This is a genomic window from Clostridioides sp. ES-W-0016-02 (genome assembly GCF_020641035.1).
GTDB lineage: Bacteria > Bacillota > Clostridia > Peptostreptococcales > Peptostreptococcaceae > Clostridioides.
This window is the reverse complement of the sequence record NZ_CP061361.1, coordinates 3,304,473-3,331,234: the sequence shown is the minus strand read 5'-3', so window position 1 is coordinate 3,331,234 and position 26,762 is coordinate 3,304,473. Positions and strand designations below refer to the sequence as shown.

General features: G+C 29.7%; 19 protein-coding genes. 16 read left to right on the top strand and 3 right to left on the bottom strand.

The annotated features are described in order from the left end of the window. Positions 1 to 70 precede the first annotated feature (70 nt). Positions 71 to 997 carry a carbon-nitrogen hydrolase family protein gene (locus IC758_RS15580; RefSeq protein WP_227482071.1) on the bottom strand — a complete coding sequence of 309 codons (927 nt, stop codon included), beginning with the start codon at positions 995 to 997 and terminating at the stop codon, positions 71 to 73. A 398-nt stretch (positions 998 to 1,395) separates the two neighbouring features. Here IC758_RS15580 and IC758_RS15575 point away from each other — a divergent pair, with 398 nt between their 5' ends. Further along, entirely contained in the window at positions 1,396 to 2,994 is a 1,599-nt protein-coding gene (locus tag IC758_RS15575; RefSeq protein ID WP_227860575.1) for an amidohydrolase, read from the top strand. Positions 2,995 to 3,174: 180 nt separating this feature from the next. Here IC758_RS15575 and IC758_RS15570 read toward each other — a convergent pair whose 3' ends face one another. Continuing rightward, positions 3,175 to 3,717: a helix-turn-helix domain-containing protein gene (locus IC758_RS15570; protein WP_227434380.1), complete on the bottom strand. Its 543-nt coding sequence runs from the start codon at positions 3,715 to 3,717 to the stop codon at positions 3,175 to 3,177. 370 nt (positions 3,718 to 4,087) lie between these two features. Here IC758_RS15570 and serS point away from each other — a divergent pair, with 370 nt between their 5' ends. The 15 genes from serS (at position 4,088) to IC758_RS15495 (ending at position 25,409) form a co-directional block, all read left to right on the top strand. Continuing rightward, positions 4,088 to 5,359, top strand: a complete 1,272-nt coding sequence (serS, locus tag IC758_RS15565; RefSeq protein ID WP_227482072.1) for a serine--tRNA ligase — start codon at positions 4,088 to 4,090, stop codon at positions 5,357 to 5,359. Positions 5,360 to 5,557: 198 nt separating this feature from the next. After that, positions 5,558 to 7,051 (top strand): histidine kinase, encoded by a 1,494-nt coding sequence (locus tag IC758_RS15560; RefSeq protein WP_227434382.1) that lies wholly within the window; start codon positions 5,558 to 5,560, stop codon positions 7,049 to 7,051. Between the two features lie 128 nt (positions 7,052 to 7,179). Further along, a complete protein-coding gene (locus IC758_RS15555; protein ID WP_227434383.1) occupies positions 7,180 to 7,878 on the top strand; it encodes a response regulator transcription factor in 699 nt (232 codons plus the stop codon). A gap of 285 nt (positions 7,879 to 8,163) precedes the next feature. Further along, positions 8,164 to 9,252: a hypothetical protein gene (locus IC758_RS15550; protein ID WP_227434384.1), complete on the top strand. Its 1,089-nt coding sequence runs from the start codon at positions 8,164 to 8,166 to the stop codon at positions 9,250 to 9,252. A 186-nt stretch (positions 9,253 to 9,438) separates the two neighbouring features. Then, positions 9,439 to 10,695, top strand: a complete 1,257-nt coding sequence (gene glyA, locus IC758_RS15545; RefSeq protein WP_227434385.1) for a serine hydroxymethyltransferase — start codon at positions 9,439 to 9,441, stop codon at positions 10,693 to 10,695. 356 nt (positions 10,696 to 11,051) lie between these two features. Further along, positions 11,052 to 12,653 carry a GGDEF domain-containing protein gene (locus IC758_RS15540; RefSeq protein ID WP_227434386.1) on the top strand — a complete coding sequence of 534 codons (1,602 nt, stop codon included), beginning with the start codon at positions 11,052 to 11,054 and terminating at the stop codon, positions 12,651 to 12,653. Next, positions 12,646 to 14,235, top strand: coding sequence for a GGDEF domain-containing protein (locus IC758_RS15535; protein ID WP_227824330.1), 1,590 nt, complete (start codon positions 12,646 to 12,648; stop codon positions 14,233 to 14,235). The genes IC758_RS15540 and IC758_RS15535 overlap by 8 nt, the downstream gene beginning before the upstream one ends. Then, on the top strand, positions 14,235 to 15,524 hold the full coding sequence (locus tag IC758_RS15530; RefSeq protein ID WP_227824329.1) for an EAL domain-containing protein: 1,290 nt from the start codon (positions 14,235 to 14,237) through the stop codon (positions 15,522 to 15,524). The genes IC758_RS15535 and IC758_RS15530 overlap by 1 nt, the downstream gene beginning before the upstream one ends. 36 nt (positions 15,525 to 15,560) lie before the next feature. Then, complete coding sequence (locus IC758_RS15525) at positions 15,561 to 17,207, top strand: peptide ABC transporter substrate-binding protein (protein WP_227830863.1); 1,647 nt, start codon at positions 15,561 to 15,563, stop codon at positions 17,205 to 17,207. Positions 17,208 to 17,234: 27 nt separating this feature from the next. Then, positions 17,235 to 18,191, top strand: coding sequence for an ABC transporter permease (locus tag IC758_RS15520; RefSeq protein WP_227482076.1), 957 nt, complete (start codon positions 17,235 to 17,237; stop codon positions 18,189 to 18,191). Continuing rightward, entirely contained in the window at positions 18,175 to 19,170 is a 996-nt protein-coding gene (locus tag IC758_RS15515; protein WP_227482077.1) for an ABC transporter permease, read from the top strand. Before IC758_RS15520 ends, IC758_RS15515 begins: the two co-directional genes overlap by 17 nt. Continuing rightward, positions 19,148 to 20,152 carry an ABC transporter ATP-binding protein gene (locus IC758_RS15510; RefSeq protein ID WP_227482078.1) on the top strand — a complete coding sequence of 335 codons (1,005 nt, stop codon included), beginning with the start codon at positions 19,148 to 19,150 and terminating at the stop codon, positions 20,150 to 20,152. Before IC758_RS15515 ends, IC758_RS15510 begins: the two co-directional genes overlap by 23 nt. Further along, positions 20,136 to 21,116 carry an ABC transporter ATP-binding protein gene (locus IC758_RS15505; protein ID WP_227824326.1) on the top strand — a complete coding sequence of 327 codons (981 nt, stop codon included), beginning with the start codon at positions 20,136 to 20,138 and terminating at the stop codon, positions 21,114 to 21,116. Before IC758_RS15510 ends, IC758_RS15505 begins: the two co-directional genes overlap by 17 nt. Positions 21,117 to 21,384: 268 nt before the next feature. After that, positions 21,385 to 24,159: a calcium-translocating P-type ATPase, PMCA-type gene (locus tag IC758_RS15500; RefSeq protein ID WP_227824325.1), complete on the top strand. Its 2,775-nt coding sequence runs from the start codon at positions 21,385 to 21,387 to the stop codon at positions 24,157 to 24,159. 497 nt (positions 24,160 to 24,656) lie between these two features. Continuing rightward, positions 24,657 to 25,409 (top strand): EFR1 family ferrodoxin, encoded by a 753-nt coding sequence (locus IC758_RS15495; protein ID WP_227824324.1) that lies wholly within the window; start codon positions 24,657 to 24,659, stop codon positions 25,407 to 25,409. 183 nt (positions 25,410 to 25,592) lie between these two features. Here the strand turns inward: IC758_RS15495 and IC758_RS15490 are convergent, their stop codons facing one another. Then, positions 25,593 to 26,354, bottom strand: coding sequence for an EFR1 family ferrodoxin (locus IC758_RS15490; RefSeq protein ID WP_227482082.1), 762 nt, complete (start codon positions 26,352 to 26,354; stop codon positions 25,593 to 25,595). Positions 26,355 to 26,762 lie beyond the last annotated feature (408 nt).

Sequence of the window (26,762 nt, the reverse complement as noted above, 5' to 3'; positions counted from 1 at the left end):
TATTTTATTTAAGAGTATCTCATTTTGATTTTTATGTAAAAAGTTTATGTAAAGATTTTGGATAAAAAGACTATTCGTGAACAATTAATTCAAATACATCAGGTCTTGAATAGTGACCCTCTGAATCAAAATCTAGTCTACTAAGAACTATTTGTTCTAAATCTAAATCAGCTATTAATATTTCTTCTTTATTGAAAATAGGGCCTGCTACATATTTTCCAAAAGGGTCAACTATGCAACTTCCACCTGGACACATAATCTCTGGTTCTGCATCAAGTTCTTTATAATAGTTAAGGTCAGTTGGGTACATATTTTTTTCAACATATTGATTGCATCCAATAACAAAGCATCTTCCTTCTAAAGCGATATGCTTCATAGTTGATTGCCACTCTTCTCTTGAATCAGCAGTAGGGGCTATATAAAGTTTTACACCTTTAGCATAAAGAGCTGTTCTAGCTAGTGGCATGTAGTTTTCCCAACAAATTAATGAACCCATTTTCCCATATGGAGTATCAACAACTGTAAGAGTGCTTCCATCACCTTCACCCCAAATGCATCTTTCTGTTCCTGTAGGTTTAAGTTTTCTATGTTTACCAATAAGTTTACCTTCTGGTGAGAAAAATAAGTTTGTACAATAAAGAGTGCAATTTATATCGTTTCCATCTCTTTCTGTTATTCCCATTGATAGATATACTCCTGCTTCTTGGGCTGCTTTTCCTAATAAATCTGTTGTAGCACTAGGTACTGGTACAGAATTATCATAGTATCTTTTCCAATCTTCTCTACCTTTCATTGTTCTACTTCCAACAACAAATCCAAATGAAAGTCCTCTTGGATATGCAGGTATAAATGCTTCTGGGAAAACTACTATATTTGCCCCTTTTCTACCAGCTTCTTTAATTAATTCTAATGCTTTTTCAACAGTTTTATCTAAGTCCATTATAATTGGTGATGCCTGAACAACAGCAATTCTTACATTTTTATTTTCTTTGTTCATAAAAACCTCCTAAAAAATATTTGAATTTGTTGATTTGAACAGATTACATCAGGTTTTATTTGAGAAAAAAGTATCTTATCTTGTAAATAATGATGTAACTGTATATTTAAAATGATACATCATGATTTAGCAAATTACAATTATACAAAAAAATAATTCATATTAAGTACTTTTTTTTATTAACATATAATATTAATTTTTCACATCAATATTATGACTATTAAATTATAATATTTGTAATGAATAGTATTTATTTCTTGGCGAACAATAATTAAAAATGAGATTTTTATATATTAATATTAGTTAATATTAAAAAAAATAAGCTTAATGAAATACGAATAATTAATTATAAAATACTAAAATAAATTTATCAAAATAGACAATTTAAGGAGAACTTTATGAAAGAAAAAATTTATTATAATGGAAATATCCTTACAATGGAAGATTCAATATGTGGAGATGCTATTCTTATAAAAGATAAAATAATAAAAAAAATAGGAACAAAAGAAGAAATTCTAGCTTTAAAAAATAATGAAACAGAAGTCATAGATTTGCAGGGTAAAACATTGATGCCTTCCTTTATAGATTCACACAGTCATTTGACAGCTTTTGCTACTACCCTAAGATTAGTTCCTTTAGAAGATGCAACTAGCTTTAAAGATATAGTAAAGAAAATACAAGATTTTAAAGATTCAAATGATATAAAAAAGGGTGAATGGATAATTGGTTTTTCGTATGATAACAATTTTTTAGAAGAAAATATTCATCCAGATAAAGATTTATTAGATAGTGCATCTTTAGAAAATCCAATACTAATTTCACATGCTTCTGGTCACATGGGAGTTGCAAATACTTTAGGATTAAAAAAATTAGGTGTTACTCATGAAACACAAGACCCAGAAGGAGGGCATATAGGCAGAGTCAAAGGGAGTAAAGAGCCAAATGGATACTTGGAGGAAAATGCCTTTTTTAAAGTATCATCTAAAATAAAACAACCATCATTAGATGAAGTTTGTAATCTAATTGAAAAAGTACAAGATATTTATTTAAGTTATGGTATTACAACAGCACAAGAGGGATTAATGGCAGATAATCAATTTAATCTCTTAAAACTAATGTCAAATCAAAATAGACTAAAAATAGATATTGTAGGATATGTAGATTTAAAAAATAGTAAATCTGTAAAAGATGATAATAAAAATTTTGTAAAGAAATATGTAAATAAATTTAAAATAGGAGGATATAAGATATTTTTAGATGGTTCTCCTCAAGGAAAGACAGCATGGTTAACGAAACCATATGAAAATTCAGAAGATGGTTATCGTGGGTATTCTATATATAAAGATGAGGAAGTAGAGAAATTTATAAACATTTCAGTAGAAGAAAAAATGCAACTTTTAACTCATTGTAATGGGGATGCAGCGGCAGACCAGTTGATAAACTTATTTGAAAAAGTTATAACAGGAAAAAATATTAAAGATAATATGAGACCTGTGATGATACATGCTCAAACTGTAAGAGAAGACCAAATTGATGAAATGGAAAAAATAAACATGATACCCTCATACTTTGTAGCTCACACATACTATTGGGGAGATATTCATATTAAAAACCTTGGGGAAGATAGAGCATTTAAGATTAGTCCAATTAAAACAACTATAGAAAAAGGTTTAATTTATACTTTACATCAAGATACACCTGTAATAGCACCTAATATGCTTGAAACAATATGGTGTGCGGTTAATAGAATTACAAAAAAAGGAGTATTGATAGGTGAAAATGAAAAAATAAGCCCATTAGAAGCTTTAAAAGGTGTTACTATAAATGCAGCATATCAATATTTTGAAGAAGATAAAAAGGGTTCAATCAAAGAAGGCAAGCTAGCTAATTTAATAGTACTAGATGAAAATCCACTTACTGTTGACTCTCTTAAAATAAAAGATATTAAAGTTTTACAAACAATAGTAGAAGGGGAAGTATTATATTCATTAAAATAGATATGAATTATATTCTTTTAAATATTATGTAAAAGTATTGTATAAAAAATATTATGTAAAAATAAAATCTAATAAAATAGGTAGAGTTAAATAATATTATATGTGACTGAAGGGCTAGCTTATTAGGTCTAAAGGTTAATTGCCATAATTTTATTAATTCTACCTTGAAAATTTGTGTTTTTAGGACACAACTATGTAGATTACCTTACTTTCAACTTCACTTGGATTTCCCCATTTATGTCTCATACCAAAAGGTATTTTTACACTATCACCTTCATTTAATTCAAATATATCATCTTCCAAACTAAGTTCAACACTTCCTTTAAGTATATAAGCAACTTCGTCTCCAGCATGCCCATTTTTTTCTTTACAGTAAGACTTAGGAGATAAATTCATAATAGCAAATTCGAATTTATTAAATGGATTATTGGATAACATTTCATATAAAATATTTTCTGATTCTGGAAAAATTACTATTTTTCTAAGATTGTTTCTTACAATTAATTCTGAATCATCAATAGAAGGAACGAAAAAAGTAATTAATGGTACATTTAAAGCATTTGAAATTGATTTTAAAAAATTTATGGATGGATTTACGCTTCCTTTTTCTATTTGACTAATTAAAGAAGGTGTAACTTTAATTAATTTAGATAAATCTTTTATACTAATGTTCTGTTTTTTTCTACATAAAGTCAATTTTTTACCTATACTTGAATTACTCATTAAAATCCTCCTATTCTAACATCTGACAAAGAATATATAAAGAATTATATCATAAGGTAAAAAAATTTATATGAAAATTGATAATTATATAAGATTGATAAAAAAAAAGTCAAAATAGATAATTGATTGCTAAAATTAGCATAATTATAATGAAAGTAAAAGTAAGATTAATGATGAAAAATTAAATTATATTAATTTAATTAAATATAATTTGACAATATGTAAAAAAGTGAGTAAAATATAACTAAATAAAAATAATAGGTTCGGATAAGACAGAAAAAGATTTCTTAACCTTAAGCAAATATACTATTATCAAAGTTAACTGAGATTAAGAGATAACATCCAATCTTAAAGTATTGAGGAGGAAAAAATGCTTGATATAAAAAGAATAAGAGAAAACTTAGATTGTATAAAAAAAGCAATGGAAAGAAGAGGTGAAAAAGCCTTTAATCTTGATGAAGTAGTTAAGTTAGATGATGAAAGAAGAAAAATTCTTCAAGAAGTTGAGGTTATGAAAAACGAATTAAATACTGCATCTAAAAATATACCAAATCTTATAAAAGAAGGTAAAGATGTAGAAAATGAAAAAATTAAGCTAAAAGAGTTATCTGACAAGATTAAAGTTATAGACCAAAACCTTAAAGATGTAGAGGAAAAAATGGAATACTTGTTAATGAGAATTCCAAATGTACCACATTCAGAAGTACCACAAGGGGAAACCGATGAAGATAATGTTGAGGTGAGAACTTGGGGTAAGACGTCTAATTTTGATTTTGAATCTAAAGCTCATTGGGAAATAGGGACTGAGTTAGGTATACTTGATTTTGAAACAGCTGGTAAAATAACTGGTTCAAGATTCACTCTTTATAAGGGATTAGGAGCTAGATTAGAAAGGGCATTATTAAATTTTTATCTAGATACAAATACAACAGTAAATGGATACACAGAAATTATTCCACCATTTATGGCAAATAGAAATAGTTTTTTGGGTACAGGACAACTACCTAAGTTTGAAGAGGATATGTTCAAAATAGAAGGATTAGATTACTTTTTAATTCCAACATCAGAAGTTCCTTTAACTAATATACATGCTAATGAAATACTTAAATTTGAGCAACTACCAATAAATTATACAGCATATACTCCTTGTTTTAGGTCAGAAGCTGGTTCTGCTGGAAGGGATACAAGAGGTTTGGTAAGACAACATCAATTTAATAAAGTAGAAATGGTAAAAATAGTAGCTCCAGAAGAATCTTACAATGAATTAGAAAAATTAACTAATAATGCTGAGAATATGCTACAATTATTAAATTTACCATATAGAGTAGTAAAAATATGTACAGGTGACTTAGGATTTACGGCTTCTTTTAAATATGATGTAGAAGTTTGGATGCCAAGTTATAACAGATATGTTGAAATTTCATCTTGTTCAAACTGTGAAGATTTTCAAGCCAGAAGAGCTGGAATAAGATTTAAAAGAGACAAAAATTCTAAAGCTGAATATGCACATACATTAAATGGTTCTGGACTGGCTATTGGAAGAAGTGTAGCAGCTATATTGGAAAATTACCAACAAGCAGATGGCTCTGTAATAGTTCCAGAAGTTTTAAGACCATATATGGGTGTTTCTGTTATTAAATAACAATTAAGATATATATTTTTAAATAATAAAGTAAGCTATAAATAATTAAAAAATAATAATTAATATAATAATGTGTACAAACTAATGAATATTGATATAGTATAGCTATCATATGAAAGAGTATGTGCACATTTTTATTTGATAATTTATTTAAGGGTAAATGAATATAAATAATCTATAAACAGAAAGGGTTTTTTTATGAAAATTCAAAATACTGAGTGGGGATATATTGAATGGAAACATACTTATGATGAGAATAACCCAAAACAAGCTATGAATATATATATCGCAGTTACTATGCCAGGTAAAAAACATTTTAATCATGTTCATTATGGTCAAGAACAGATGATATATATTTTAGAAGGAGAAGGGTTATATATTATAAATGGAGTTTGGAAGCCATTTTCGCAAGGTATGATTTTTTACATAGAATCTGGTAGCACACATGAGTCTATAAATACAGGAGATGGACCAATAAAAGAACTTATTGTTTCAAATAATGTAGGAAATATAGGAGAAAGTGAAGTTATAGAAATCAATCCTAATAGCGATTTAAAAAAGACCTTAATAAATTATAGTGAAAGTACTTTAAATTTATATGCAGCAGTAGAATCAATTCGTGGTCAGTTTATTGATCCATTTAAAATTCCACTGATTATATATGATGATTCTTGGAACATAGTTTTAAAAAATCCATATTTTCCATTATTTTGTTTTGAAAAGTGTAACCCTATGAAGTTTCCTAAAAATTGCGATTGTATGAATCAAAAAAGTAGCAATCAATTCATATGTAAGTATGGGATAACTATATATAATATTCCAATATTATACAAGAACAATAGTATTGGAGTTATTCGAGGAGGATATGTATTGTTATCTGATTTAAATCTAGATACTACTCATAGTAATTTATATGATATTCCAGAAGGTGCTGCTAGAAGCATAAAAAGATTATTAAAGCAAATATCTAAAAACATAATAAATTTTTGTTCATTTAATGATATAAGAAAAGATTTACAAGAGAAAGAACAAACTATTGCAAGAACATATCACTATGGAGAACAACTTGAAATGAATCTAAAGGTAGCACAGGATACGGTTACTAATTTGAGAATAAATCATCATTTTTTATTTAATACTTTAAATTCAATGGCAAGTATAGCACTTGATGATGGTTGCTATGATTTATATAGTGCAATAATAGATTTGTCTAAAATGTTTAGATATACAATGAGGTCGGATTTAAGGTTTGTAGAATTAGAAGCTGAAATATTATATATTAAAAATTATTTAAATTTGCAAAAGTTACGTTATGGTAATGCATTAAAAGTTGAATATGTTATTCCCAAAGAGTTATATAAGATTTCTGTACCTTTCAATTTTATTCAACCTATTGTAGAGAATGCTTTTACACATGGTTTTAGAGATATTGATAAAGAAAAGCAAATTAAAATAGTTGCAAGTGTAGATTGTCAGTATGCTGTTATAAAAATCTGTAATAATGGAACTATTTTGGATGAAGGTACTATTGAAAAAGTGAAAACAGGTATTCATAGTAATAATGGTCATGGTCTATCTTTAATATATACAAAGTTCACATCTGCTTATGGAAGTGATTTTGAGATGAATATTAAATCAAATAGTAAAGAAGGTACTTATATAATTATTAAAATCCCTCTTGAAAATGAATAAAGAATATGTATAAAACTTAGATAAAATTAATAAGTTTTATCAGTATAAAGAAATATATTAGATGTTTCTATATTATTTTTTACATCTTACTTTTTTGTACATCATTAAGCTAAAAGGGAGGAATTCTCATGAGAAGAGCACTAATAATAGATGATGAAGAAGCTGTTTTAAAAATAATAACACATTTTATAGAGATGAAAGATATGCCAATAGAAATTGTTGGGAGAGCAACTTCTGGTGACGAAGCAGTAGAAAAGATAATTAGTTTAGAGCCAGATATAGTATTTATAGACATTCAGATGCCGATATATAATGGGTTGGAAGTAATAGAAAGAACATCTCACATATCTAAAAAAATAAAATTTGTGGTAATAACTGCCTTTGATTATTTTGAATATGCCCAAAAAGCTTTAAGATTAAATGTAAAAGATATACTTCTTAAACCACTAGACTTGAAGGAGTTTACTAGGTCTGTAGAAAAGATTATTGGTTATCAGTATACTAGCAATGATTTGTTAAATGAAATACTAGAGTATATAAATTTAAATTATAGTGAGGATTTAAAATTAAATGATTGTGCTAAATTATTTTTAACTAATCCATCCAATATATCTAGGATTTTTAAAAGTAATTTGAATACTACCTTTATATCATATTTAAATCATATACGAATAGAAAAATCTATAGAATTGCTTGAAAATACAAAAAAAAGTATAAATGAGATTGCGGAAATAGTTGGATATAACAGTCTAAATAACTTTTATAAGAATTTTAAGATAGAAAAAGGGATGACACCCAAAGTTTATAAATTGAATATTAAAAATTGAAATTGATAAATAAAAAGTCAATATAGATAATTGTTTGAAAATGTCTGGATAAGTATACTTTAATTAATAACAAAAATTAAAGCGCTTTAAACATATTTAATAACATTGAACCTTATAAAAGATGTACCTATATATATAAAAAAATATATATAAATAAAAATTAAAAAATATACAAAATAAAAAAAGTGAATTAAATATTATTCTAAAAAGACAGAATATTCATTTAAATTCGCTGTAAATTTATATTTGTTAAAGAAGGTAACTTTATAATGGAGGTAAGTTGATATGTCAGACAAAGTAAATATTAAAAATGTTATCTGTATTGCAGGTGCTTATTTAGCAACAGCAATAGGTTCAGGATTTGCGACTGGTCAAGAAATACTCCAATTTTTTGCATCCCAAGGATATATGGGATTGATTGGAGCATTAATATCGATGGTACTATTCTCATTTCTTGGTGTTGAAGTCATAACAAGGGGGAGAGAGTTAAAACTTAAAGAGCCAACAAGAATTTACACTTTTTATTGTGGAAAGATTCTAGGAAAATTTTATGAATGGTTTAGTCCAATATTTTTATTTGGAATTCTGATAGTAATGATTTCAGGTGCTGGTTCAACTTTAACTGAATATTATGGAATAAATCCTTATTTAGGAAGGGTATTAATGTCTATTGCTACACTAATCACAGTATCCATGGGTCTTGAAAAATTAGTAAATATACTTGGGCGCATTGGACCAGTAATAGCAGTATTTACTATTGCAGTTGGATTAATAAGTTTATTTAAGCACTTAGATGGATTACCTGTTGTTGGAGAGGCAATGAAAAATATTGAAGTTACAAAAGCATCAGGAAGCCCAATAGTTTCAGGTGTAATTTACAATACATTAAATATAATTGTAATGATTGTATTTTTAACAGGTATGGGAGCTTCTGTTGAAAATAAAAAAGATGCTTTCTGGGGAGGATTATTAGGTGGTGTAGTTTTTATGACTGCTGGTATAGTTATGTATCTAGCTATGATTTCAGATATAGGTAACCTGTATATGAAAGAGATACCATCCCTTTATCTAGCAGATAATATATCTCCTATTGTAGGTGTATGTTTCTCAGTTGCACTTATATTAGGTATCTATACAACTGCTGTTCCACTTTTATGGTCTGTGACTAATAGAATTGTTGAAGACAAACACCCTAAATTTAAATTAGTTACAACAGTAGTAGCTATTTTGGCTTGTATTGGTGGCTTTTTACCATTTGGTAAGCTAGTAAATATTTTATATCCATACACAGGTTATATGGGACTTTTAATTTTAGTTTGCATGGTATATAGGGCAATTACATGTAGAGAAAAATCAACTCAAAGTCAGGAATAAATATAGTTAGGATAATTGATAGTTGAGAAAATTTCTTATTGTAATACAAATTATAAAAAAGTCAAAATAGTTAAATAAATTGCAAATTTTGATAATATAATTAATTAAAATATTATAGTAGAATATAAATATAAATAAAAATTAATTAAATTTATAAAAATAATTAAATTAAGAAGAGGTGTTATTATGTTAAAAACAACAAGAATTTCAGACCCAGAGTTATACGAAATTGTAGCTGGTGAATTGGTTAGACAAGAGCATAATATCGAGATGATAGCTTCTGAAAGTACAGCACCAACAGAAGTACTTGAATTAAGTGGATGTGTATTTACAAATAAAACAGAAGAGGGTTATCCAGGAGCACGTTTCCAAGCAGGTTCTGAAGAAGCAGATAAACTTGAAAATCTAGCAATAAAACGTGCAAAAGAAATATTTGGAGCAGAACATGTAAATGTACAGCCTTACTCAGGTTCTACAGCTAACTATTGTGTATATTCAGCAATATTAAAGCCAAATGATACTGTTTTAAGTATGCGTCTTGACCAAGGGGGACACTTAACACATGGTAGTACAGTAAACTTCTTACATGATATTTATAAATATGAATTTTATGGTGTAGATTCAAATACTGGTCGTATAGATTATGATGCTCTTGAAGCGAAGGCAAAAGAGTGTAAACCAAAACTTATAATTGCAGGGGCGAGTTCATATCCAAGATTGATAGATTATGAAAGAATATCAAATGTTGCAAAAGAAGTAGGAGCTTATTTTATGGTAGATATGGCTCATGTTGCAGGTTTGGTGGCAGCAAAAGTAATACCTAGTCCTGTACCTTATGCAGATTTTGTTTCTTCATCTACAACAAAAACTTTCTGTGGACCAAGAAGTGGTATTGTGCTTTGTAAAGCTGAACATGCAAAGAAACTTGATAAAGGTGTTTTCCCAGGAACATTAGGTTCTATACATCTTAACACAGTTGCAGCGAAAACGTTTTCGCTATTGTATTTAGGGACAGATGAGTTTCGTAAAATAATGGAGCAAGTAGTAGTAAATGCTAAAACTTTGGCAGCTGAACTTATTTCTCACGGATTTAGTATAGTAAGTGGTGGAACTGATAATCATATAGTAATGGTTGATTTAAGAAGTAAAAATTTGACAGGAAAGCAGTTTGAAAAGGCTCTTGAATATGTAGGAATAACGGTTAATAAAAATGTTATACCTGATGACCCACAATCACCATTTGTAACTAGTGGCGTTCGTATCGGTCTTACATCAATATCTCAAAGAGGTCTTAAAGAAAAAGAAGTTGTGCAAATAGCAGGAATAATGAATAAGGTAGCAGAAAATATTGATAATAAAGAAGTATTAGATGAATGTAGGGTAGAAGCTCAGGAACTTATAGCTAAATTCCCATTATATCCAGAAGGATATTTTGAAGATTAAGTATATTGATTTATATAGCTCACAACCTATAAAGCCTATAACATAAAACCCAATAATATATAATTATTATAAGGAGATGCCTCAAAATAAAACTTTGAATCATCTCCTTTTTTTGTAGAAAAATAGAAAATGGAATTTCTAAGAACTCCTAATCTATGTAATAATTTAAATGAAAGTTTATTTAAAATCTTAAAAAACTGTGAACCATTGATATAAGAGGAAAATAGGTATGTTATTGCCAACAATGGACAGCAGTATAGTCTATTTAATACTTATGATACACAAATGTAGATCTCATTGTGGAAAGCCGCACTTGTGTGTTATAATGTTGTAAAAAATAAATTTGGAGTAATGCCATGATTGAAAACTACGTTTTGTGTGAAATTGAGGAATTAAAGAGAAAAATACATGAAAACATTAATGTGAATGATGATGTTATTTGTGGGATTTGTGATAAACTGATTTCGATTTCAAAAGAAAGTAAAGATTGGCAAAGTGTGGCTTTTGGACATGTATGGCGTGCCGATTATTATTTCTATGTGGAATCAAATATGAAATGCGTATCAAAAGAGTTGGAGTATGCACAAGAGTATATTAATGAAAAGAATCCAAGTGAATTATTAGAAAAATTTTATGCACTGTGTAGTTTACTTTCTTTAAATTCATATGATAAACAGTCTGCATTTAGATACACTTTAAAAGCATTGGATGTTTCTGAAAGATTAGACATCAGACATCGCATTGGTATAAATTATGGGAATATTAGTGCTTATTATTTGGACTATGAATTATATGATGAAGCACTGTTCTATTTAGATAAATCAATGGAAGTATTGCGTTCTTTGCCAGATACGAAGCCACGTTTTCTGCGAATGCTGTTAATTAATTTCATTAATATATATTTAAAATTAGGTAAGCTTGAATTGATGAAATCAACTATTGAAGAATTGAGTTTACTTCCCTTCGAAGAGAAAGATTTAAAAATATATGTTGATTATGCATATTTGCTTTATTATGCAGAGATACAGAATCAAGAAAAGAGTTTATATTATCTACAGGAAATGCAGAATGATGGACTTATGACTTTTCCAAATCGTGTTTATCTCATAGAATTTTTGATGAATGCATTAGAAGCAATGATATCTATCAAAAACAAAGTAAAATCAAGTGAATTATTACAATCCTTACAAGAGCTAATAAAAGAAGATGAACCAGAGCCTTTATTGAAATTATGTAAATTGAATATTAAGTATTCACAGAAATTTGAGACAAAAAAAGAATTATATTACCATTACCACGAGTATTATGATTTATATTTAAAAGCACAAAATCAAGTAAATCTATTAAAAGTAGAAGGTTTACGTGCAAAAATTGAATTGAATGACACTTATACTAAGTATACTCAATCAAAAAAAGTATTAGAAGAATTATATGACCTTGTAAATTATGATGAATTGACTAATGTATACAATCGTTATTATTTTAATATTAAGCAAGATGAAATTCTCAATAGTAATAGATATACTAATATTGGTCTTGCAATATTTGATATTGATTACTTTAAAGAATACAATGATTATTATGGTCATTTGGAAGGTGATGAAATATTAAAACAAGTAGCAAGTAGCTTGAAAGAAAAGGCAAATGAACAAATGGCAGTCTTTCGCTATGGTGGTGATGAATTTGTTTGTCTTAGCTGGGATTTGAATTTTGAACAAATGGCTGAATATGTTAATCAAGTAAAAGAAGCAATAAAAGAAAAAAGTCTTGAACATATACATTCACGATGTGAAAAAATAATAACATTGTCAATTGGATATGGTAATAAGACAGTTTCAACTAAAGTTGATGTACTTAATTTATTTGATGAAGTAGATAAAGCACTATATGATGTAAAGAATAATGGTAGAAATAATGCTAAATCAATAATTGCTATGGAAGAGGTGCATAATGAATAACTATAATGTAGCACTTGAACAAATTCAATTGCTGATTGATCGAATTCAGTGTCGTTTTGAGCATAATTCTAGGTTTAATAAACACGATTGTGATAGGTTACTAATGATATCAGAACAGTTAAACTACTTCTATGGACAAGCATTGGCTCATGTGTATTTGGCACAATATTTTCAAATGAAATGGGATGTAGATGCTTATAATTTTCATTCAGAGAAGGCAAGAGAAATTGCTGAGAATAAAAATTATTTTGATGTTTTAATTGAATATTTTAAAATAGAGGGCTTGCGAAATGTTACTATTTGTGACGAAATAGCAGCTCTTACTATATATTTAGAAGGAATCCAAATTGCTTATAAAATTAAAGATAAAAAATCATGTGCTATTTTCTATAACAATATTGCTGATATATTTTACACAAGTGGTGTATATAAAATTGCAGAGCAATTCTATACAAAAGCATTAGATGTTATAAAAGATATTCCTATAAAAAGTGTGCTTTTTTATTACAAGTCTATACTTGTGAATCTATTACACCTTTCTTGTGTTCAAGGAGAATTAGATAAAGCCCTGAAGTATCATGAAAAATGTTTAAGCGTAAAATGTGAAGTTGGCATTTTACCTTTATTATTTATGGAAGGAGAAATACGTCTTTTATTATTAGAAAATAAGGAAACAGAAGCGTTACATAAAATAGATAGTTTGATAAATAAGTTGATTAAAAATAAGGAAGAAGCGTTTTTACTGAAATCCATTTATTTATATTTAATGGAATTTTTGCTTTTGTTGAAAAGAGAAGAAGATGCAGCATGGTGCTTAAACCAATTAGACACATTGTATAAAAATACGAATCAAAATATAATGATACAAATTCAAAAATTACATGTTCAATATTCAATTCTATTTGGGCATGAAACTGATGAACTTTATGAAACTTTTTATGAAACCATATTAAAAGGAGAAATGGACAGTAAGATATCAATGGGCGAAAGCTTCAAAAGTCTTCTTTCTCTCTATGAAAGAGAAAAAGAACAGAATCTTATGTTGGAAAAGCAAGTTAGTCTACAAACAGTAGCAGATATAGATGAACTTACAAAAATTTATAATCGAAGATACTGTAGTAAACTTATAAGTAAATTAATCCAAGATGATGAGGTTTTATCCATTGGATATGTTATGGTTGATATCGATTTTTTCAAAGAATATAATGATTACTATGGTCATTTAAAAGGTGATGAGGCAATAAAAGAAGTTACTACTTTATTAAAGAAGAACTTACCAAACAATGCTTTTGCTGCACGATATGGAGGAGATGAATTCACCTGTATATTTGTTGATAGAAGTGATGATGAAATTATTACATTTGTTGAATCAGTTCAAAAAGAGCTGAGAGACAAAAATATTGTACATTTAAAAAGTAAAAATTCCAAACAGCTCACTTTATCTTTTGGGATATATAATGAGATACATATGCATGGTTGTGATGAATTAACTCTTATTAAAAATGCTGATTTAGCCTTATACCAATCCAAAAATAAGGGAAGAAATGTATATACAATTTATAAACAAAGGAGCCAATCGTAATGGAAACGGAAAATAATAGCACCTTAAAGCGTGATATGTATGATACTTCATATATTTTGGAAAAATATTGTAAGATAAAAGGTAGTGATGAAAGATATGCTTTAATACACTTGAACATTAAAAATTTTCGCTATTTTAATACAAAGTATGGAAGTAAAGCAGGTGATGAAATTCTGACATTGGTTTTTCAAAAAATAACCACATTTTTAGAAGAAAAGGAGTACGCTGCATATTTATATGCGGATAACTTTGCTTTTTTAGTAAGGTGTGATGATTCTAACTATCTTATATATGAACGATTGATACCACTAATTGACATATTATATCGTATAGATGATGAGCGGATTTATAGAAATCTTTTTATGTCTATGGGTATTTATGTGATTATTAACCCAGAAGTCTCATTTTATGATGCACTAAATTATGCGAATTTGTGTAGGAAAGAAAGTGAAGCTTTACTTAATAGAAGTTCTTGTATAGAACTTTATGGTGATTCTTTTTATAATAGTTATATGGACCGTATGAAACTGGAAATAGAGACAGCAGATGCATATAAAGGTTATGAATTTGTCACGTACTTACAGCCCAAAATCAGTCTAATAAATGGAAAGGTTATAGGTGCAGAGGCATTACTTCGTTGGTTTGATAAAGATGGAAACAGCATCCCATTATATAAATTTCTGCCTATTTTAAACCAAAATGGCTACATTAAATTAATTGATATTGATACTTTTGAACAAATGTGTCAGTACTTGGATACAAGAATAAAAAACAATCAGAAAGTTGTGCCAATTAGTTTTAATATTTCAAAGTCACATTTTTATGACCCAGGGATTGTTCAAAATTACATTGATGTGTTTGAAAAATATGATATTCCAAAGCACTATATTGAAATTGAATTTATGGAATCAATTTCTTTAAATGATACTGAACGTTTAAAAAAAGTAGTATCTGATTTCAAAGAATATGGGTTTACATGTTCACTAGATGATTTTGGAGATGGTTATTCTTCTTTTAATGTATTACTTAATGCTCATTTTGATATTATCAAAATGGACCGTCAGTTTTTTTTAAATAACTTAAATGGCAATAGTAGTTTAGTAATAAAGACTATTATAGATTTAATTCATTCTTTAAATATGAAAGTGATTGCTGAAGGTGTAGAATCTAAAGAACATATAGAGTCTTTAAAAGAGTATAGATGTGATATGGTTCAAGGTTATTATTATTATAAACCTATGTCAATTGATTCATTTAATATGATATTGGATGTGCAGGATGATTGTTAGGAATTATATGAATTAATTATTTAGAGGGAGAAAAATATGAGATACAAAAAAATTATAACATTATTAGTAGTAGCTATACTTGCACTAAATTTGGTGGCATGTTCCACACCTACTCAAGGAGATGCAATAAAAGGCTCAGTTTTTCAGGGGACTCAAGGAAAAGAAATGGTAACGTTAAATGTTACATCTGAGCCAACAGAATTGAATCCAATGAGAATGAGTGATACTATTGCACAAAGTATTCTCTATCATTGCATGGCTGGATTCACAAAGTTGAATGAGAAGGATGAGCCAGTGGCTGATTTAGCAGAACGTTGGGATATAAATGATGCGAACACTATTTATACAATGCATCTAAGAAAAGATGCAAAATGGTCAAATGGAGACCCAGTAACCGCGAATGATTTTTACTATTCCTGGGTGACACAGATGACGCCTTCTACTGGAAGTATATTTGCTTCGTATATATACAAGAATATTAAAAATGGAGAAGCATTTTATAAGGGTGAGATTGACGAATCACAGCTTGGGTTAAAAGTATTAGATGATTATACATTAGAAATTCAATGGTCTCATCCAATGACTAATGGCTTGTTTTATTTGTCACAGCCATATTTTTTGCCAATAAATAAAAAGGCTTATAAGGCAATTGGTGATAAACAGTACGCTAAAGAGGCCGATAAAATGGTAACAAATGGTGCATATAAAATAACAGAATGGGTTCATGATGACCATATTACAATGGAGAAGGCTGAAGAATATTATAATGCATCAGAAATTAATATTCCTAAAGTTAAGTTGGTTATGATAGGAGATGCAAATACAAGTTTGAATGCATTTACTGCTGGAGAAATTGACCTTTGTAACCTATATAACGAACAAATTAAACTCGTGAGAGACAAAAGTAAAGATACTATTCAATCCTATATAGATGGAGGATCTTGGTATTTAAGCTTTAATACACAAAATGAGTATCTTTCTAACATAAACCTAAGAAAAGCACTTGCCTATTCTATTGATGTACAAAGTCTACTTAATAATGTAATTAATGATGGTTCTATAGCAGCCAATGGTCTTGTACCAGGTGTTATAAAAGGTGTTGATGGTAAAAGTTATGCAGAAAAACGTGGTAGCTTATTTAAGTATGACAAAGATAAGGCAAGGGAATTCCTTGACAAGGCACTTCAAGAACTTGGGATAGAAAAGAAAGATATTAAACTTGTATTTTGGACATCAGATACAACATATAATCAGAATCAGGCTGCCTACTTGCAACAACAATGGAAAGAAAATCTTGGACTGGATGTAGAACTGAAATCTACAGCAGTCAAAGCTTTGTCTGAAGCAAAAAGAAATGGTGATTATAGTTTTGCAGTGGATGCTTGGGGTCCTTCTGAGAATGATGCAATTACATTTTTGGAGAACTATACAACAGAAAATATGAACAATTATGGAAAGTATTCCAATCCAAAGTATGATAAGTTGATTGAGGATTCAACTCATGAGAGTGATTCTAAAAAGCGTCAAGAGATACTGATACAGGCAGAAAAAATTCTAATGGATGATATGGTTATAGGACCGATGTATTTTACATGTACTACTTATGCAGTTTCTGACAAACTAGTTGGTCTAGTACGTACACCATTTCAATTCTTTAACGTTTTAAATGCACATATTAAGTAAATAAAAAACATGACAGGAGCAGACAATATGTCTTTACAAATGAGGTATATCGCTAAGCGACTTATTTATGCGGTACTTACTGTATGGGTTTTGATTTCCATTACATTTTTACTGATGCAGATGCTTCCAGGAGACCCTTTTTCTGGACTTAAGGTAATTAATCCTGAGATAAAAGCTTCTTTAGCCACAAAATATGGTCTAGATAAACCTGTATTAGAGCAGTACGGAATATATGTGAATAATTTGATACATGGAGATTTTGGTTCTTCAATTGTTTCTGGTCGTCAAGTCACAGATATTATAGCCCAGGCATTCCCAGTTTCTTTAGAACTGGGAATACGGGCTTTGATTTTTGCAATCATTTTGGGATTTTTGTCAGGTATTATAGCTGCTTTGAAGCATAGGACAAAGTGGGACACATTGATGATGATTTTGGTGCTTCTTGGGGTGTCTGTTCCATCATTTATTATTGGTGCTTTGTTGCAGTATTTTTTTGGAATTGTGCTGTTTCAATTTACTGGTATCCATTTTTTTGCAATTATAGGATGGGGGAGTGAAAATAGCAAGATTTTACCTGCATTTGCGCTAGCTTTTGGCTCTATGGCAAGTATTGGAAGATTAATGCGCTCTAGTATGCTTGATGTACTTGGGCAGGATTATATTCGTACAGCAAAAGTGAAAGGAATCAAGAAAAAAGATATTATCCTTCATCATTGTCTACGCAATGCATTAATGCCAGTGATAACAGTTCTTGGTCCTATGACAGCAGTTCTGTTGACTGGGACATTTGCTGTAGAATATGTATTTTCTATTCCAGGTCTTGGAAAATACTTTGTGGACTCAGTACAGGCCAATGACTATCCAGTGATTATAGGAACAACATTATTTTTTGGTATGTTTCTTGTGTTGTGTAATCTAATCGTGGATATTTTGAACAGCTGTATAGACCCTCGCGTGAGATTAGGAGGTGAGGAAAATAGATAGTAGTAAAAGAGTACTTGTTCATGAAGATTTTTCATCTATTGATGGCTGTAATTCAGATATGACTAATAACGAACAGGTGTATCCCTCTATGAGTTTTGCAAGGGAGACCATATCCATACTACGCCACAATAAAATTGCAGTAGTATCATTTATAATGATACTTATTCTTATGATAGGTTCAGTATTTTTTCCAATATTTTGTAATTTTGATTTTTCATCTCAGAATGTGGCATATGCAAATAACCCCTTTTTTAGTAAAGATATGAGTAGTGGTTTTACTCATATCTTTGGTACAGATAATCTTGGGCGTGATATTTTTGTACGTATCTGGTATGGGACACGAGTATCACTTCTAGTAGCAGGGGTGGTAGCTATCATAGACTGCATAGTAGGAGTAGTATATGGTAGTATTTCTGGATATATAGGTGGTATGGTTGACAATGTAATGATGCGTACATTGGAAATCATTAGTGGAATTCCATACCTTGTTGTTGTTCTTTTACTTATGGCAGTGCTTCCACAGGGAATTGGAACTTTGATTATTGCCTATACCCTTGTAGGATGGACTAGTATGGCACGATTGGTAAGAGGACAGGTGGTTTCTCTTATGGGGAGAGAATTTATAATTGCTGCAAAAATTATGGGAGCAAGTATGGGACGGATTATTTTCTTCCACTTAATTCCTAATATGTTAGGTATTATAATTGTACACATGACATTGAGCATTCCAGGAATTATATTTACAGAAGCATTCCTATCAATGTTGGGAATGGGAGTTCCACCACCATATCCATCATTGGGAATTATGGCAAATGAAGGTGTTGCTGTTTTTCAGACTTATCCAGCAAGGCTTGTAGTGCCAGGATTATTTATTTGTCTGATAATGCTTTCTTTCAATCTCTTGGGAGACCAACTTCAAGATGCTCTAAATCCTAGATTAAGGAGGTCTGCTTATTATGGACGACATTCTAAGAATTAAGGAATTAAATGTATCTTTTGATATGTACGAAGGAACAGTAAATGCAGTTCGAGGTGTATCGCTTTCCATGAACAGTGGCGAGATTCTTGCGTTAGTGGGTGAAAGTGGTTGTGGTAAAAGTGTAATGGCACAGTCAATTTTGCAACTAAATCCTTCACCACCAGCTAAAATTATGGCTGAGGAATTGAAACTTCTCAATTTTGATATTTTGAATGCATCAGAAAAAGAGATGGAACGAATAAGAGGTACTTTAGCAAGTATGATTTTTCAAGACCCTTTGACCTGTTTGAATCCTACAATGAAAATAGGTAAGCAGATTACAGAGTCACTATATAGAAAAGAGAAAATGTCATCATCTGATTGTAAGAAAGAGGCAGTTAGATTACTTGAAATGGTACAGATACCAAATGCTGAACTACAAGCAGAACAGTACCCTCATCAATTTTCAGGAGGTATGCAACAACGTGTAATGATTGCTATGGCTTTGGCATGCAATCCTAAACTACTTATTGCAGACGAACCAACAACAGCTCTTGATGTTACTACACAACTGCAAATCTTGAAATTGATTGCTAAAATTAGAAAAGAGATGGGAACAGCTGTACTTTTGATTACTCATGATTTTGGTGTTGTAGCAAACTTGGCAGACCGTGTAGCAGTGATGTATGCTGGAAAAATTGTGGAAGAAAGTGGTGTGAAAGAACTTTTTAATAGAGCAACACACCCATATACACAGGCACTGTTAAGAACACTTCCTACATCAGGTGTTATAGGGGAACGCATATCTATATTGGGAAGTCCACCAAACTTATCTGATTTGCCAGTCGGTTGTTCTTTTTCAAAGAGGTGTCCATATTGTATGAAGATTTGTTTGAGAGAAGAGCCACCTTTATTTGAGGTTTCAAATAGTCACAGTGCTTCTTGTTGGCGTCTGCATGAAAGTTTTCCAAAGGAGGAATTGGATGATGGAAAAATTACTTGAATTAAATAATGTATCCAAGAGCTTCCCTCTAGGAAGAAAGCGCAAAAATATTGCTGTCAATCATGTGAACCTAACTATTTATAAAGGTGAAACTCTAGGGCTTGTTGGAGAATCTGGTTGTGGAAAATCAACTCTTGCAAGAGTTATTATGGGTGTATATCCATCAAGCGAAGGTGAAATATTATTTCAAGGCAAAAAGTTAGAACTACATAGACAAAGTAGAAGAAAGGCATTTGCACAACATACACAAATGATATTTCAGGACCCATATATGTCTTTAGACCCACATATGACAGTAGAATCTATTATTGCAGAAAATTTGAAGGTTCATGGGATGTTGGATAAAAATACAAGAACACAAAAAGTATATGAATTGTTAGAAATGACTGGGCTTTTGAGAGAACACGCAGGACGTTTCCCACATGAGTTTTCAGGAGGGCAAAGACAAAGAATTAGTATTGCACGTGCACTCGTGGTTCAGCCAGATTTTATTATATGTGATGAACCAGTGTCAGCACTGGATAATTCTATTCAGAGTCAGATTATAAATCTTTTATATAAGTTAAAGATGGAGCTTGGTCTTACTTATCTATTTATTTCACATGACTTAAGCATGGTACGTTATATTTCTGATAGGATTGCTGTGATGTATGCTGGTAGAATCGTGGAAATTGGAAATGCTGAGGCGGTTTACAATACACCTTTACATCCATATACACAGATGCTTTTGCGTGCAGTTTTGACTCCAAATCCGAATAGCAGAAATATACTACATGAAGAAGTAGATGTACAAGACGAAGTCAAAATTTTTTCGAATTCTGAAAAAGGATGTCCTTTTGTGGAGCGTTGTCCAGTATCAGCAGAATATTGTAGAAAAGAAATGCCTGAATTATTTGAACATAAACAGAATCATCTAGTTGCTTGCTATATGGCAAGTGAAGGATTTAGCTATTATAAAAAGTAATTTTTTAGTGTAATGATAAATTAATTTTATTTAAAATACATATGCTTTACCTCTTGTACTCAAATTTCTTAAATATTAAAATTTAGAATATTAATTAAAAAAGAAGTAGTAAAAAATAGCTTATAAAAATTCAACAGAGGAGTTGAACTTAAAATTTGATTAGAAAAAAATCAATTTTTAGACAACTCCTTATTTTTTTTGAAAAGTAATATACAAGCTATCATAAGCATATAATTCTCTATAGATAATTAACAAGGGGGATAAAGTTATGAGGTATTATAATAAACCTACCAAAGAAGTCTTAAAATACTTAAAGACAAATCCAGAAGTTGGACTTGCTGATAATGAGGTAGAAGAGAGGAAGCTTAGATATGGATTAAATGAATTTACGATAAAAGAAGGACGAACATTTTGGGACGAGTTGGGGGAAAGTCTGACAGAACCTATGATATTAATTCTTATAGGAGCAGCAGTAATAAGCTCATTTGTGGGAGAATTGCATGATGCATTAGGTATTTTAGGAGCTATCTTTATTGGTATTTCCATAGGTATAATAACTGAAGGGAAATCTAAAAAAGCTGCTCATGCTCTATCAAAATTAACAGAGAATATAGAGGTAAAGGTACTTAGAAATGGAAAGATAGTTAAAATATCAAAAAATGATTTAGTACCAGGAGATATTGTATATATAGAAACAGGAGATATGATACCAGCAGATGGAAGGCTTATACAATCTATAAATCTAAAGCTTAGAGAAGATATGTTAACAGGCGAATCTGATGATGTAGCTAAAAATGCTGATGCTATATTAGATATGGAGGTAGTTTATTCTAAAACAGAAATAATTGAACAAGATACAATACCAGCAAAACAAATCAATATGGTATTTGGGGGAACTCTTGTAGCATATGGTAGAGGGATAATGGTTGTTACTCATATTGGTGATAAGACAGAGATGGGTAAGATAGCACAGAACTTATCAAATGATGACCAGCAAACTCCACTTCAAATTAAATTAGGTAAGTTAGGTGCTAAAATAGCAGGTATATCAGGTGTAATAGCTACATTATTATGTATGTTTATGATTATACAAATGCAAAGAAGAGGTATGCTAATTTTGGATACAAGCAGTATTTTATCTTTTTTACAATCATTAGAGCCTGCTAAAAATGCATATATGGTTTGTATTGCTTTAATAGTTGCAACAGTACCAGAAGGTTTACCAACTATGATAAATATTACTTTAGCCATAACAATGCAAAAGATGGCAAAGATAAATGCATTAGTAACAAAGAAAGAAGCCTGTGAAACTATAGGTTCTGTCTCTGTAATATGTTCTGATAAGACAGGTACTTTGACACAAAATAAGATGATGGTAGAAGTAGCATATGTTGATGGTAAGTATATAAGTAGTGGAGAATATCAAAGTAATAGTTATTTTGAACAAAACTGTATAGTGAACTCAACAGCTGATATAGAAAAGGAAGACAATTCATTTAAATATATTGGAAGTGCAACAGAGTGTGCATTACTTTTATATCATAACGATAAAAATTATAATGAAATGAGAAAACAAACTTATTTAATATCACAAATCCCCTTTAGTTCAGAAGAAAAGAAAATGTCAACATTAATTCGTCAAGAGGATTCAGATATACTACTTTCAAAAGGAGCTCCAGAAGTATTATTAAAGAAATGTTCTTATGTACAACAAGGAAAAAGTATTGTCCCAATAACTCCTAAAATAGAAAAAGGTATTCTCGATGAAATTAAAAAACTACAAATTAAATCTATGAGAACATTGGGGTTTGCTTATAAAAAGATGACTAAATCTAGAACAGAAGTTGCAATAACTTCAGAAGGAGAATTGAATTTAATCGGAAATCCAAGAGGGTATGAGAAGGAAGAAAATTTAGTATTTAGTGGCTTTGTAGGAATAGTAGACCCATTGAGAGCAGGTGTTAAAGAGTCTATTGATAAGGCATTTAATGCAGGTGTAGATGTAAAAATGCTTACAGGGGATAATATCAATACAGCAACTGCTATTGGAGATGAATTAGGATTATTAAATGATGGTAAAAAGGCAGTTGAAGCAACCTATATAGATGTACTGACAGATGAAGAGTTAAGAGAAGAAATAAAAGGAATATCTATTGTCGCAAGAAGTAAACCAGATACAAAGATGAGAATAGTTTCTGCACTTCAAAAAAGTGGTGAGGTTGTAGCCGTAACAGGTGATGGTATAAATGATGCTCCAGCTCTTAGTCAAGCAGATGTTGGTATCGCTATGGGAATCTCAGGTACAGAAGTATCTAAAAATGCAGCAGATATAATATTGACTGATGATAGTTTTAGTACAATAGTAGAGGGAATAAAATGGGGAAGAGGTATTTATGAAAACTTCCAAAGATTTATACAGTTCCAGCTTACTGTAAATATAGTAGCATTTATAATTGCTATAATATCTCAACTTACTGGTAAAGATATGCCATTTACTACGATACAATTATTATGGGTAAATATAATAATGGATGGTCCTCCAGCTCTTGCATTAGGATTAGAACCTGTTAGAGATTATGTATTGAAAAGAAAGCCAATAAATAGACATTCTGGAATAATAGCTAGGTCTATGTCTGTTAATATTATTATAAATGCTATACTTATGATTACAATTGTATTTACACAATCAGCTTTTAATATATTGGGAGCAACTCCAGAAGAACAAGGTACAGTTATATTTTCATTATTTGCATTCAGTGCTCTTTTTAATGCATTAAATTGTAGAGAATTTGGATTAAACAGTACAATACCAAATCTATTTAAAAATAAATTAGCATTACAAGTAATAGTTGTGACAGGGGTGATTCAAATAATATTTACCCAAGTATTCCAAAGTTTCTTCAATTCAGTGTCACTAGGGTTTGATATGTGGATAAAGATAATATTATTCGCATCGACTATTCTATTGTCAAATGAATTTGTAAAATTACTTCTTAGAACAATAAAAAATAGTAAGAAAGTAAATCTTAATAATAAAAATTAGATTATAAAATTTCGCAAAATCGTATTAATACTACGCTTTTGCGGTTTTATTTGTTTTTGTGTAAGTGATTTCAAAATACTATTTATCACTTTTTTGTATGGTACATTATTATACTTAAAAAGATGATTGACCATTAAAATATGGTATTTAGCAAAATATTCGTGAGATTTAAAGATTATTATTGCTACTAATTTACTGCCATTAAATGAGTCCTGATATGATGTAAAGAGTCTTGAAGATATAAACTGATAAACAACATAATTTTAAAAGTATTTGATATGAAATAATGATATATAATCTTTTAATGGTAAAGAGTTTCTTTACCAATGTCGCAATATTTATTTTGTCTGATATAATGGTTAAAGAACATTAACGAAACATATTGAGGAGAACTAAAAGAGTAAAAATACAAATAAAAAGTATATCTGAGTATTTAAGTAAGTTAAAAATATGTATGGGTTTAAAAATAGGAATTTTATAAAGGAGTTGCTAAAATTATGATTGTATATTTTTCTGGGACTGGTAATAGTGAATATGTAGCAAAAAGAATGGGTAAAGAGCTTCAGAATGAAGTATTGAATATATTTGAAAAAATTCGAACTAGGGATTATTCTCATTTAGCATCTGAAAGACCATGGGTTATCGTTGTACCAACTTATGCATGGCGTATTCCACGTATTGTGCATGAATGGTTGATGAAAACAGAACTTAGTGGAAATAAGAATATTTATTTTGTAATGACCTGTGGGGCTGATATTGGCAATTCAGGCACATACTTGAAGAAATTGTGTAAAGCAAAAGGGATGAATTACAGAGGATGTGCTTCTGTAGTCATGCCAGAAAACTATATTGCGCTTTTTAGTACACCAAGTAAAGAAGAAGCTCTAGTAACGATTGAACAAGCTGAGCAGAAAATATCATCTACAATACACTGTATTAGAACTGATATAGCATTCCCAGAATCGAAAGCAACATTTAAGGCTAAATTCAGTAGTGGATTGGTCAATAATATATTTTATCCAGTATTTGTTCATTCTAAAAAATTTTATGTGACAGATGCTTGTGTTTCTTGTAAGAAATGTGAAAATGTATGTCCACTTGGAAATATACACCTTAATGATGGAAAGCCAAACTGGGGAAATCATTGCACTCATTGCATGGCTTGTATATGTCGATGTCCAAAAGAAGCTATTGAATATGGCGAACATAGCAAGGGGATGGCACGTTATATTTGCCCAAAGGAAATCTAAAAATAAATGACTTAAATTAATCCTGATGTATTTTGATGAGGGTGCTTTAAAAGCAATCATTATATAACATAGATTTTATTTAATGGAGTATTAATTTAAAAGACAGTTGATAAATAGTCAGCTGTCTTTTTTTAATCAATTAAATTAATTAGTCATCATAATTAAATTATAATGAAACTTGTATTATAGATATTTTTCAATTTTACTTTGTTCAATTACACGTTTACCTAATAAGGTAATTGCCTGTTTTGGGCAATTATTAACACAGCGATAACACATAGTACATTGATTTCCTGGTATAGCAACACCATTTTTCACAACAATATTTTTCAAGCAACATAGGCTTACACATTTTCCACAGCCAATACATTTATCAGCACTTATTTTTAATTTGTCTGAATAGTATTTTGTTTTATTAATAAAATATAACCTTTGTCCAAATAAACCTGCTATATGATGAAAAATTCCGATTCCATCTTGTGGTGGAGTTCCATCTTGTATTTTTCTTACAGCATGCTTTATTTTTTGCTCTGCATTTGTTATGAGTTTCTTGTTGCTTTCTAAAGTCTTTTTTAATGCCTTTTCATCAGCAATGCTATCAGGCATTTTTAAATGTAAACCTCCAATAGTGACTGCACCATATTTTTTAAGCAAACGAGCTAAGATACCTGCTCCATCTCCACTGAATAACCCCATTGTTGCAATAATAAAAACTCGCTTGTCTTTCCATAAATTTTGATGATTGATTATAAAGTCCTTTAATATTTTAGGTATGTTGCTGTATTGTGTAGGATAGCTAAATACAATATCTTTATGCTGACTAATTTGATGTAACAATTGCTTATCTTCAATAGAAAATGCTTTTGATGTCATATCATATTCCTGCAAAAACTTTTCTATACAATATTTTGAATTGCCTGTTCCACTGAAATATATTCCTAGCATAATTTTTCTCCAAATCTTAATTTATTGACTTATTTGTTTTATTCTACCATGAGTATATTTAAAAGTCATTTTTTTATGTTTTGAATAGATATTTGAGCAAAAGTTATGTGAATTAATTTTGATATGTAGAAAATAGAGCATTTTTTATTGATTTAAAAATGTTGTTAATAAAGAATTTTTTATTTTACTTAGATATAAATTAATATAAAAAATCTGTTATAAATATGTTGGTTTGATTATAAATAAGATATTTCTATGCTACTTAATAAATAAAAGTTGTCAATTAAGATGCATATAAATAACTAGTATTATGAAAAATATAATAGAGAATTTGTTTGTGATATTATTTTATATTTATATGAGTAGGAAGTGACTATAGGTTATAATAGTAGAAAGCTTAATAAGTGA